This window comes from Pseudomonas laurylsulfativorans (assembly GCF_002906155.1).
GTDB classification, from domain to species: domain Bacteria; phylum Pseudomonadota; class Gammaproteobacteria; order Pseudomonadales; family Pseudomonadaceae; genus Aquipseudomonas; species Aquipseudomonas laurylsulfativorans.
Genome location: NZ_MUJK01000013.1, coordinates 91,400 through 103,609, shown reverse-complemented (window position 1 = coordinate 103,609; position 12,210 = coordinate 91,400). Strand labels below are relative to the sequence as shown.

The window sequence follows — 12,210 nt, the reverse complement described above, 5'->3', positions numbered from 1 at the left end:
GCAAGCACTTTGCCTTACCGGCTATCAGCCGAAACAGTCTTTTGTAGGAGCTGGCTTGCCAGCGATGGGCCCAAAAGCACCGCGCGTTGATCCAGGTAGCACGCGTTATCGTTGACGATCATCGCTGGCAAGCCAGTTCCTACAGGTCCTCGGTGGGTCAGTCCGTGAAGGGAATACTCTCCACCACTTCCAGGTCATACCCGGTCAAGCCCGCATATTTCAGCGGCGGGCCGAGGTGGCGCAGTTTGCCGACGCCGAGGTTTTGCAGGATCTGCGCACCGGTACCCACTTCCGAATAAATCCGTGACTGCGAACGGCTGAACTGCCGTGGCGGTTGGGTCAATTGCGGCACGCGTTCGAGCAACGCCTGCGAGGATTCGTGATTGGCCAGCACCACCACCACGCCGTGGCCTTCGGCGGCGATACGCTGCAAGGCGGCCCACAAGGTCCAGTTGCTCGGCCCGCTGTACTCGGCACCGACCAGATCGCGCAGTGGATCGATCACGTGCACGCGCACCAGTGTCGGCTCTTCGCGACGCAGATCGCCCATGACCATGGCCATGTGGACACCGCCTTCGATGCGATCCTCAAAGGTGATCAGACGAAAGGTGCCGTGCACGGTTGGCAGGTCACGTTCACCGATGCGCACGATGGTGTGCTCGGTGCTCAGGCGATAGTGGATCAGGTCGGCGATGGTGCCGATCTTGATCCCGTGCTTGCGCGCGAACACTTCCAGGTCCGGGCGGCGGGCCATGGTGCCGTCGTCGTTCATCACTTCGACAATCACCGAGGCGGGCGTATGGCCGGCCAGGCGTGCCAGGTCGCAGCCGGCTTCGGTGTGGCCGGCGCGGGTCAGCACGCCGCCTTCCCGGGCGCGCAACGGGAAGATATGGCCCGGTTGCACGATGTCGGCGGGGCCGGCGCTGGCGGCGACGGCGGCGGCCACGGTGCAGGCACGATCGGCAGCGGAGATACCGGTGGTGACACCGACGGCCGCCTCGATGGACACGGTAAAGGCGGTGCTGAACACGCTGCCGTTGCTCGGCACCATCTGCTCCAGGCCCAGGCGTTTGCAGTGTTCGTCGGTCAAGGTCAGGCAGATCAGGCCACGGGCTTCGCGGGCCATGAAGCTGATCGCCTCGGGTGTGCAGCAGTCGGCGGCCAGCAACAGGTCACCTTCGTTTTCCCGGTCTTCATCGTCGACCAGCAGGACCATTTTGCCGAGGCGGTAATCTTCGATGATTTCTTCGATGCTGTTGAAGGCCATGATGGACGCTCAGTATGTTGGCTTGAATGAATTATGGTATACCATAATACAAAATCAACCGAGAGGTCACTATGAAGGCGTACTGGATTGCTCATGTGGATATCACCGATCCTGATCAATACAGCCAATACACCCGGCGGGCGCCGCAGGCGTTTGCCCTGTATGGCGGTCGGATTCTGGCGCGGGGTGGGCGCAGTGAGGCGATGGAAGGTCGGTCGACGCCGCAACGCAGTGTGGTGATTGAGTTTGATTCCTATGAGCAGGCGGTGGCTTGCTATCACTCGGCGTTGTATCAGGAGGCGCGTGGGTTTCGTGAGGGGGTGGCTTTGGCGGAGGTCATCATCGTCGAAGGCGTGGCGCCGGCCTAACGAACACCGCACCACCCTGTAGGCGCTGGCTTGCCAGCGAAGGCGGCCTGATAGCCGACCATTCACTTGCAGTCGTGCCAGCCCAATGGTTTGAGCTTGATCCGGGCACCTTTCCAAAGCTGGTAACCACACCACCTTTGGACTGCTTCTATATATGCATCCAACAAAAAAAACCGCGGCCCCCTCCCGAGGCCGCGGTTCTATATGCCGTGCGATTACTGCTGCAACACGGTTGCCTGGTTGGCCGAACCATACTGCTGCACGGTAGCGGTCTGGTTCATGCCGCTCTGGTCGACGCTGGCGATGTTGCCGGTGCCGCCCTGGGTCACGTACGCCACGTTCATGGTGTCGGCCTGTTTGACGGTGATCATGTTGTCGCTGCCGTACGCCTGCTCGGTGTAGGCGCGGTTGCCGCTGCCTTCCTGATTGAACTCGGTGCTGTTGCCCACACCGGAAGAGCTGCCCATGGCCAGGTTGGTTTCACCACGCTGATCGGAGATCAGGATGTTGTCAGTGCCGTTCTGGTCGAAGTACAGCTCGTTATACGAATTGTCCTGGCTGATGGTGGTTTTGTTGCCAGTACCGGTCTGGTTCGTGGTCACGATGTGGCCGGTGCCATTCTGGGTGAAATTGGCGACGTTGTCGTAGCCGTCCTGGTTGATGGTCGCACGCTGGCCGGTACCGAACTGGCCGCCGGATTGCGGGCCTTTCCAATTGCTGGCGTAGACCTTGTTGCCGTCACCTTTGGTGCTGACATTGAGTACCTGGTTCGTGCCGTTCTGGTAGGTGAAGTGCACGTTGCTGTTGCCTTGTTGATACAGGGCCAGGGTCGAGTTGGTGGATTCGTACTGGTCGGCATAGATAGCGTTGAGGTTGCCGACCTGCAAAACCGAAGCCACGTTGTTATCGCCAAAGCTCTGGTCGACTATGGTTTCGTTGGTGTTCCCGTATTGATTGATGGTGGCCTGGCTGGCGACCTGAGTCTCTTGCCAGACTTCGGTGCCGTTGCCGTTGCCGTACTGGTTGATGGTCAGGTTGCCGCCCTGGCCGTTGCGCTGGTCGCCATAGGCATAGTTGCCGTCGCCGTTCTGGTTGATGTCCATCCGGGCACCGTTGTGGAACACCTGTTCGGCGGTGCCGTAGTTCTCGTTACCGTGCTGGGTGACCGTCGCTTTGTTGTCGACGCCCACCTCCGTCTGTTCGACGTTGGCTTCGTTGTTGTCACCGAACTGGAAGGTCTTGGCGGACGTGCCGTCCTGACTGTCCTGATAGATGAGCGAGAAGTTGCCGTTGCCTTCCTGTTGTTGCAAGGCCTCGCTGGTACCCACGCCGATTGACTGGCTGGCATGGGCGGAGTTGTACGTGCCGGACTGCAGCTGATTGATGGTGCTGCCGTTTTCGAACAGCTGCTCGGCGTAACCGGCGTTGTAGCTACCGGACTGCAACTGATTGATGGTGCTGCTCGCGTTGTCCTGAAACGCAGCCGCATCGTTGCCTTCACCCCACTGCTGTTGGCTGGTCGTGCTGGCCGGGGCAAGGTTCTGTTTCACATCGGCGATGTTGGCGGTGCCGTCCTGGAACTGGTCGGACACGCTGTCTTCGGCCATGGCTTGGGCACTGACCATGACAAGGATCGCGGCGGTGAGGGGCGTCAGTTTGAACATGATTGAATCTCCATAGGGTGCAGTGCTTTAGCGATATTGTTTGACCGAAACGCTCATGCCGTTCCCGGACTGGTTCACGGCGCTTTGCAGCCCCGTGCCGGCCTGGTCGATGCTGGCGCTGTTGTAGTTGCCGTTCTGCGTGATCTGGGCGCGGTTGTGGCTGCCTGACTGGGTAATCGAGGCATCGTTACCGGAGCCTTGCTGATTGATCATTGCCATCAAGTCGCTTCCTTGTTGCAGGATGTAAGCCTCCTGATTGCTTCCCGACTGGACGATGGTGCCGAGCAACGACTGACCGTTCTGTTGCAGCATCGCGACGTTGGCCTGGCCGTTCTGGTCGATCAGCGCGTGCTGACCGGCCGGTGGTGGCAATTCACCGAGATCGCCACCGGGGCCGAGGTCTTCGTTTTCCATCAAATCGTCGGCGTGCACGCCTGCACTGCCGCACAGCAGAAACAGGCAGAGCAGGGCGGCAGTCGAAGTTTTCATGGTCCTGTCCTTGGGGTTGAAGCCGGCCCCATCAACCAGCGTGGCTGATGGGGCGCGGGGCTCAGTTGGCGATCACCGGCACTGTCCGCACGGAGCCTTGGGACGAGCTGATCGTGGCGGTCGGGTTCGCCGACGGAACGACCGTGGTGATGTTGTTCACCGTCAACCGCCAGCGACCGTTCAGCGGTACGGTGGTGGTGCCCAGGGTGACCAGCCCGGTTGGGGTGGTGACCTTGATGGTGATGGTGTTGCCGGTGGTCACCGATGAGGTGCCGGCAAAGTCCCAGGTGAAGCGGTTATTGGAGCGGGCGCTCACCGTTGCGGTGGTGACTGCGAACGTTTCCGCAGCAGGCCGTGGCGAGACCTGTACCGTGACCGTCGCCGGAGCTGTCGACACGGCGCCGAAGCTGTCCCGGGCGAAGTAGGTGAAGGTCGTGGTGAAGGCCGTGGTGACCGTGGCCGGTGGGGTGTAGGTGAGTACCGTGCCGTTACTGCTGACGGTGCCGCGACCTGCCGGTGGTTGAGTGAAGCTGTTGACCGCTAGCGGCAGGTTGCCTTCCGGATCGGTGTCGTTGGCCAGCACGCTGATTGGAATCGCCACACCCAGTGTCGTGACGGCATCGGCGACTGCCACCGGAGGCCGGTTAGGCGCCACGGTAATGGTCACGGTTGCTGCTGTCGTCGAGGCCAGGCCTTTGGCGTCCTGGGCCTTGTAGGTGAAGGTCGTGGTCAGCGGCGCAGTGACCACGGCGGGAGGGGTGTAGACCACCGACGTAGTGCCGCTCAATGCCACGGTGCCCTGGCCGGTGGCCGGTTGGGTCAGCGCGGTAATGGTCAGCGGCGTATTGCCGTCCGGGTCCCTGTCGTTGGCCAGCAGGTTGAGGGTGATCGGCACGCCGAAGCTGGTGCCGCCGGTATCGGCGACGGCGATCGGTGCCTGGTTCGCGCCGGTGTCCGGTGCAGTACCGACGACTACGACCGGCTCGGTGTCACTGCCACCGGCGGCGGATTTCACCGTAACCGTTGCAGGTGGTTGGGCCAGGCCCGCCACCGTCAGGCGTTGCAGGGTGCCGGATTTCGTCAGTCGTCCGTAACCTTGGGCGACCATGTCCGGTACCACCACTTCGTCAGTGGAGGTGGCCTCGATCAGCAGGCTGTGGTTGCTCCAGCTGTATTGAGCGGTCTGGACTTTCACCACGTCCGAGAGCTTGCTCGACACCGCGGTCGGGCGGGTGGTACCGGCCGGGTTGGTGGCGGTGACCACCACGACCGGAGGCACGGTGCCGTTGGTCAGCAGATGCTGGGCGAAGAACGTGCCGTTGTTATCGCTGACCATGTTGGTCTGGCAAGGCGATTGTGGCGGGCCAGGCACCAGGGCGATGCTTTCGCGGAAGCACAGGGTCGAGCCATTGCCGGCTTTGGCGAACACTTCGACCCGGGTGCTGTTGCCACCCGTACCGGCGGTGCGCCGGTAGGTGGCACGGCTCATGTCCACTGCGGTTTGCGCGCGGCTGTCGAGCACCTTGCCGGCCACGGTGAAGAGATTGGTCTGGATGGTCCCGGCCGGGCCCTGGATGCGTACGAAGTTGGTGTTGTTGGGGCTGCCGGTCACAGCCTCGGTGAGGTTCGGGTCGCCGATGAAGGTTTCGACGGCGCCGGTGTCCGGATTCACCGCGGTGTAGGGGCCGTTGACGCTGCGCAGGAACGGCCCGAGCGCACCGTTGACTGCACCGCTGAAAACCCCCGGTGCACCGATGCCGACGTCCCTGGTGATGTTGATCGCACGGCGGCCGGGCGCGGTGACGTTGACCGTTTCCACACCATAAGGGTGGGTAATGGTGTAAGTCCCGGCGGTAGGAATATTGATCCGCATGCGAATCCGCGCGAAGCTGATCTGGTCGCCGTCGAGCGGGTTGCCGCCAGCAAAGGCAGCCTCGATCCCGGCGACATAGGCGTCCATGCCATAGCCGGCGGCATTGTTGGGGATGGTGGTCTCGGCAAGGTACCAGAAGGCTTCGTCCGGCCAGTTATCCGGGAACACCATCGGCAGGGTGTCATCGAAAATGCCGGGTGTCGGCAGCAGGGTGCACATGTAGGCCGGTGGCACACTGGCTGGCACCCGTGTGCTGACGGCGCGGGACTGGCACAGCTCCATCGACAGCAGATTTTTGTCCTGATACCAGATCGGGAATTTCCCGGTGGCAAAGGTGTAAGGGCCGGGATCGACGGCGGCGAGTTGCGCGAAAGCACTGCCGGACAGCGATAAAGTCAGTCCCAGGGCGTTGACCGCCAAGCGTGGCCATTTGTTCATGATGCCTCCTGATGAGGATCTGGGCATGTGAGCGTTCATTGCACGATGACCACTTCTTCGGTGTCGCTGCCGCCATTGGCTGACGTCACGCGAACCTGGGCTGGTGGAACCGGCGTGATGCCGGTGGCCAGGCTTTTCACGGCGCCGTCGCCACTCAGGGCGCCGATGGCAAGACCGGTGCCGGTGGTAGCGGTGAGCACCGGTGGCGAGGTTTCATCGCTGGTCGAGGCCGTGATGCTGATTTGCCCGGTGCTCAGGCTGTATTCGGCCCGTGAGATCGTCACCAGGTCGGTCAGCGGCATGGGCAAGACGGTCGGTGTGCTGCTGGGGATGGCCAGGTGGTTGTCGGCGGTCACCTGCAAGGTGGTTGGCAGCGTCGGATTGGTCGGCGACTGCGCATACCAGTGGCCGGTGGTGTCCGCTTCGGAGAGGTTCAGGACCGGGTTGTTGCTGCTCAGGGTCACGCTGGCCGGTGGTGGCGGGGCCATCACGAACACATCCTGCTGGGCCACCGGTGCGCTGGTGCCGGCATGTCGCGAGTAGGTGCTGCGCTCGGCGATCACCGGGGTCGGCCGGACCACCGTCGACAACTTCCCGGAAACGGCGAAGAGGGTGGTGCGCAAGTCCAGGCCATTGGGGCCTTCGATGCGCACGTAGTTGGTGTTGAACGGGCTGCCGGTGACGGCTTCGTTGAGGTTCGGATCGCCGACGAATTTTTCGGCCTGGCCCGTGACCGGGTTGTTCTCGGTGTAGGGGCCGTTGACGCTGCGCAGGAACGGCCCGACGTCGCCCTTGAGCGCGCCGTCATAGGTTTTTGGCGCACCGATGCCGATGTCCCGGGTCATGTTGATCGCCCGCCGGCCGGGGGTGTCGACGTTGAATACTTCGACGCCGTAGGGGTGGGTGATGACATAGGTGCCGGCGACGGGGACGTCGATGCGAATACGGATACGGGCGAAGCTGATCTGGTCGCCCTCCAGGGGATCACCGCCACTGAACGCCGCTTCGAGCGCCGAGACATAGGTCAGGTCGATGCCTCGGGCGGCATCGACGATGGTCGTTTCGCCAGTGGCCCAGAACGCTTCGTCGGGGAAATTGGTCGGGAAGACCAACGGTTGGGTGTCATCGAAAATGCCGGGATTCGGGATCAACGAGCACATGTAAGTCGGGGCACCCGGGGTGCCGGCAACCCTGGAACTGACAGCCTTTGACAAACACAAGTCTAGAGTTCTGCCGTGGGCATCTTGGTACCAGGCGGCAAAATTGCCATTGGCTGGCAGGTAGGGTCCGGGGTCTACGGCAAACAGCGCAGCCTGGGCGATGCCTTGGGCTAGAGCGGTCACGACCAGGGCGGTCGCGGTTTTGCACAGTAAAGGGTGCATGAGTATTCCCTCTATCGAAGTACCTGCCCCTTGGGGATGGGTCAGTTGGCTGGGAGGGTGGCAACTTCCATACCAATCAGCGAAAACGCCCGTGAGAGGCCCGGAATAAAGGCGTTGGCAAAGACGCGGGTGACAGATCGGAAAGTTATGAATCGGGCAGTTGTCCCCAACATTGGGGGTGATGGGGCGCAGGGACGGGTGGGGAATCGCAGCCCCCAGATTCGGGCAAATTGCCATGAGTGGGCTATAAACCTATAGGGGGGAAAACCGGGAACCAGGCCCATGACGACTATTGCCAAAGAACTTGCGACTGAAAGCGAAGTTCGCTTGAAAACGCGCAAGCAGCCGTTCGATCTGCTGCGCTGGTTTTCGCTGGTCAGCATGGCGGTGATCGGCACGGTGGCGGTAGCACTGGGGGCGGTGTCCACGCGGTTCGTGATTACCGAAAGCGTGCAGCGCGATGCGTTGTTGACTTCACAGTTCGTTCAGGCGATCGGCTCGGCCGAGGTGCGCCATGTGTCGATTCCCAATGTGCGGACCATGGGCGAGTTGCTCGACCCACGAAAAGACCAGGAGTTTCCTGACGTCGACCCGCTGGCCCGCGCCAGTGCCCGTGATGAATTCCTCGACCATATCGAGCATTTGCCGGACGTGATCCTGGCCAATATCTATGCCCCCGATCGCATGGTGATCTGGTCGACCAACCCGGCCTTGATGGGCACCACGATTCATGACGATGAAGACCTCGAACGGGCATTCAACTCCAAGACCTCCGTGTCGGCCAGTTACCACAATGTGGACAAAGCCCGCATGGAGCAGAAGTTCGTGGAGCCACCCCAATTCATGTTCCTCGAAAACTACATTCCCCTGTTCGGTGCCGATCGCAGCACCGTCACGGCGATGGTCGAGATCTACAAGGAACCGCAGGACCTGATCAACCGCATGGAGCGCGGCCTGGTGCTGATCTGGCTAGCGACCGCCTTGAGTGGCGGTCTGATTTACCTGGGGCTGTACTGGATCGTGCGGCGTGCGGCGATCCAGCTGGCGACGCAGCAGAAGCAATTGATCACCAACGAAACATTCGTCGCGCTGGGGGAAATGTCCTCGTCGGTCGCCCACAGTCTGCGCAATCCGTTGGCGACCATCCGTTCAAGCGCCGAGCTGGCGATAGAGTTCGACGACGGTCCGGCCCACGGGAACATCAACGACATCATTGGCCAGGTCGATCGCATGTCGAATTGGGTGCGGGAGTTGCTCCAGTCCCTGCGACCGCTCAATGACGAGGCGGAACCGGTGAACCTGGTGGCTGCCCTGCATGACAGCCTGCTGGCTTATGAGCATCAGATCCGCAAGGCCAGGGTCAACGTGGTGTTCGAGCCGGACCAGACGCCCATGGTCCTGAGCCAGCACGTGCAACTGACCCAGATCCTCAACAGCCTGCTGTCCAACGCGGTGGAAGCCATGGACAGCGGCGATACGTTGACCATCCGGATCGAGCCGCGCGATGCCCAGTGGGTCAGCGTGACGGTGAGCGATACCGGCAAAGGCATGAGCGAAGAACAGCGTGCCATGGCCTTCCGGCCATTCTTCACCACCAAGCAGGGCGGGCTGGGGGTCGGGCTGGTGCTGGTCAAGCGGATCATGGAACGTTTTGGCGGTGTAGTGACCCTCGATAGTCGTGAAGGCAAAGGCACCACTGTCCGTCTGTCGTTTAAGCGGGTCCCCTGAAAACGGGGATGAACTATCCCCGTTAGCGGGTGTCACTCCCCAGCCATTCCCGCGCTCATGGCACATTGATGTTGATAAGCCATTGTTTTGTCGAGTGTTAATACTTTTGTATAAAATAGTTACAAAGCTGGCGAGGTCCTTGCACAGCCACCATCACCCCCTTCACGACATCGAGGCGGCTGGTGATGGAAAAAAAAGCGCGACACAACTTCAAACGTTTAGGCCTGTTAACGCCTTTGGGCGTCTTACTGACGATGGCGCTGGGCACAGCGACACTGCGCGCCAGCCCCATCGATGACGAGCGACAGCCAGAACCTTCCGACCCTTCGGCGTATTACGACGAACCCGCGGATGAACCGGCGGCGCTCAATGCCATTTTGAGCATGCCGGAAGCCAACCAGGATTCCTTCGATTTGCCCGACGGGAACAAAGGCTCGCGGGATACCACCCGGGTGGAAAACAAACTTCCGCCTGCGCAGCAGACCAGTTTCAACTACCCCACCAATGGCAAGCCCAGCCCGTTGTTCGGCGCGCAGCCATTTACCCAGCAACTGGTGTTGTTCGAGGAATTCGGGCCGGAAAAACTCGACCCCACCACACCCGCGGCACCGCTGCCGTTTCCACCACCGGCCATTGGCCCTTTGCCGCAACAGGACCCTACCAACGCGGCACGCAGCGCACCACCCACCGCAGCGCTCGATACCTTCTTGCGCCAACCGGGGCTGACGCCGTTTCCAAGCCAGTATTCCAATGCGGTTGACCGCAACCCGTGGCAGGCGCAGATCGAATACTTCCTCAACCGTCATATCGGTTCTTCCGCCGAAGGTCGTCCACCAGGAAAGGGCTGGTCCCATCAGCGCTGGAACGAGTTCTACCCGCAGAACGCCTACAAAACCGTGCAGACCGGCGCACGGGTCAATGGCGGTATCCGTGATGACCGGCAAATGCACCACTACGCCGTGGGCGAGTTCGGCCCCGGCGGCCTGTATCACAACGTCGCCGGTGTACCGGCTACGGACGGCACTTCCAAAGGCGTCGATGCGCGCTTTCATCCCGCGATGCCGGTACAGAACCACAATTCGGTGTGGACCTTCGACGGCACCTTGCCGCCAAAACTGCTGATGGTCAGGTATGGCCAGCCGGTGTTGATGCGTCACTACAACGGCTTGCCCATCGATCCGGCAGCGAACATGGGGTTCGGCTTGCACACCATCAGCACCCACGAACACAACGGTCACGCACCGGCAGAAAGCGACGGCTATGCCAACGCGTTTTTCTTTCCGGGACAGTATTACGACTATCGCTGGCCGATCCAGTTGGCCGGCTATGACAGCATCAACACCGACGCCCAGGACCCACGCGCGGCGTTCCCTTGCGCCCCTGGCGAAACCCTGTGGACCAACGATGGCAGTCCCGGCCTGAAAACCTGCGACCACGGCACCATCAAGATCCGTGGCGACTGGCGTGAAACCATGAGTACCCACTGGTTCCACGACCACATGCTCGATTTCACCGCGCAGAACGTCTACAAGGGCAACGCGGCGATGATGAACTACTACAGTGCCCTGGACCGTGGCAACGAGTCGGTGAACGACGGCGTCAACCTGCGTTTCCCCAGCGGCAGCGCCTTGCCTTGGGGTAACCGCGACTACGACGTCAACCTGGTGGTGGCCGACAAGGCCTGGGATCAGAGTGGCCAGCTGTGGTTCAACCCGTTCAACACCGACGGCTTCATCGGTGACCAGGTGCTGGTCAACTGGCAGTGGAAACCGAACCTGGACGTGCGTGCCCGCAGCTACCGGTTCCGCATCCTCAACGGATCGGTGTCGCGTTACTACAAGTTTGCGCTTGTGCGTGAAATCAAGGGCACCAGCGGCGAGTTCCAGGGCCCCAAAGGCTCCGGAGTCTCCTATGCCCGGGTGCCGTTCCACCTGATCGCCAACGACGGTAATATCATGGAACACAGCGTGCCCTTCGACGGCACCATGGACCTGGACGCCGATGGCGACAAACAGAACCACAACGCCATCCTGCCCACCCAGGGCATTGCCGAGCGGTTCGACATCATCGTCAACTTCGCGAAAAACGGCATCAAGCCAGGAGACAAGGTCTTCTTGGTCAACCTGCTGGTGCATGACGATGGCAAAGGCCCGAAAGAGCCGGTAGCGCTGGCAGACGTGCTCTCGGAAAAATACCTGGCGGTGATCAAGCAATCCAGCAAGGGACCGCAGTGGGACAAGGGTGACCCGGCAGTGGGCAAGATCCTGCAGCTCAACGTCAAGGCCTACACCGGCCAGGACCTGGCCATGGACCCTGCGCTGTACGAGCCGGCCAAACCGGGCAAGGCTGAAGGCCTGGTGATGATCCCGTTGAAGATCCATCGCGAAAACGCTGCCGACAAGGCGCTGCTGGCCAAGGCTCGCCATCGCACCTTCACCTTTGGTCGCTCCGATGGCACCGATGAGGCGCCCTGGACGGTCAAGACCGATGATGGCTTCGGCTATCACATGGACCCGCGTCGCCTGAACACGGCCACCCAGTTGGCCAGCGGCCCGACCGATGCCGGCGTCAAGGGCTTCGGGACCCTGGAGGTATGGAATATCAAGTCCGGCGGCGGTGGCTGGAGCCATCCGGTGCATGTGCACTTCGAGGAAGGGATCATTCTCAGTCGCGGCGGCAAGGCACCACCGGAATGGGAAAAATGGGCGCGCAAGGACGTGTACCGCATCGGTACGGAAAAGGATGGCCTGGACAGCGTAGAGATGGCGATCAACTTCCGTGAATTCGCCGGGACCTACATGGAGCACTGTCACAACACCCAGCACGAGGACAACTCGATGCTGCTGCGCTGGGACATTGAACATCCGGGGCAGTTCCAGTTGATGCCGACGCCACTGCCAAGCTGGGATGGTGTGCGCTATGTGAACTCTGCCGCGCTGCCAACCTTCCGTACCGGTGATGGTTTCGGTCCGAAAGTGACTGTCAAGAAATGAACTGGGAG

The 12,210-nt window shown here is 61.4% G+C and carries 8 protein-coding genes; 3 read left to right on the top strand and 5 right to left on the bottom strand.

Features of this window, described 5'->3' with window-relative positions; genetic code table 11:
- Window positions 1–157: 157 nt before the first annotated feature.
- Window positions 158–1,267, bottom strand: coding sequence for a bifunctional 3,4-dihydroxy-2-butanone-4-phosphate synthase/GTP cyclohydrolase II (ribBA, locus tag B0D71_RS27100; RefSeq protein ID WP_103397449.1), 1,110 nt, complete (start codon window positions 1,265–1,267; stop codon window positions 158–160).
- A gap of 71 nt (window positions 1,268–1,338) precedes the next feature.
- Here ribBA and B0D71_RS27095 point away from each other — a divergent pair, with 71 nt between their 5' ends.
- Window positions 1,339–1,635 (top strand): DUF1330 domain-containing protein, encoded by a 297-nt coding sequence (locus B0D71_RS27095; protein ID WP_103397448.1) that lies wholly within the window; start codon window positions 1,339–1,341, stop codon window positions 1,633–1,635.
- A gap of 215 nt (window positions 1,636–1,850) precedes the next feature.
- Here the strand turns inward: B0D71_RS27095 and B0D71_RS27090 are convergent, their stop codons facing one another.
- The 4 genes from B0D71_RS27090 to B0D71_RS27075 form a co-directional block, all read right to left on the bottom strand.
- Window positions 1,851–3,299, bottom strand: coding sequence for a curlin (locus B0D71_RS27090; RefSeq protein WP_103397447.1), 1,449 nt, complete (start codon window positions 3,297–3,299; stop codon window positions 1,851–1,853).
- 27 nt (window positions 3,300–3,326) lie between these two features.
- Complete coding sequence (locus tag B0D71_RS27085; protein ID WP_103397446.1) at window positions 3,327–3,788, bottom strand: curlin; 462 nt, start codon at window positions 3,786–3,788, stop codon at window positions 3,327–3,329.
- Window positions 3,789–3,849: 61 nt separating this feature from the next.
- Entirely contained in the window at window positions 3,850–6,099 is a 2,250-nt protein-coding gene (locus B0D71_RS27080) for an Ig-like domain-containing protein (RefSeq protein ID WP_103397445.1), read from the bottom strand.
- 35 nt (window positions 6,100–6,134) lie between these two features.
- On the bottom strand, window positions 6,135–7,481 hold the full coding sequence (locus B0D71_RS27075) for a hypothetical protein (RefSeq protein ID WP_103397444.1): 1,347 nt from the start codon (window positions 7,479–7,481) through the stop codon (window positions 6,135–6,137).
- A gap of 282 nt (window positions 7,482–7,763) precedes the next feature.
- Here B0D71_RS27075 and B0D71_RS27070 point away from each other — a divergent pair, with 282 nt between their 5' ends.
- A complete protein-coding gene (locus B0D71_RS27070) occupies window positions 7,764–9,209 on the top strand; it encodes a sensor histidine kinase (protein WP_103397443.1) in 1,446 nt (481 codons plus the stop codon).
- Between the two features lie 185 nt (window positions 9,210–9,394).
- Window positions 9,395–12,202 (top strand): multicopper oxidase domain-containing protein, encoded by a 2,808-nt coding sequence (locus B0D71_RS27065; RefSeq protein ID WP_103397442.1) that lies wholly within the window; start codon window positions 9,395–9,397, stop codon window positions 12,200–12,202.
- The last annotated feature ends 8 nt before the right edge of the window (window positions 12,203–12,210 follow it).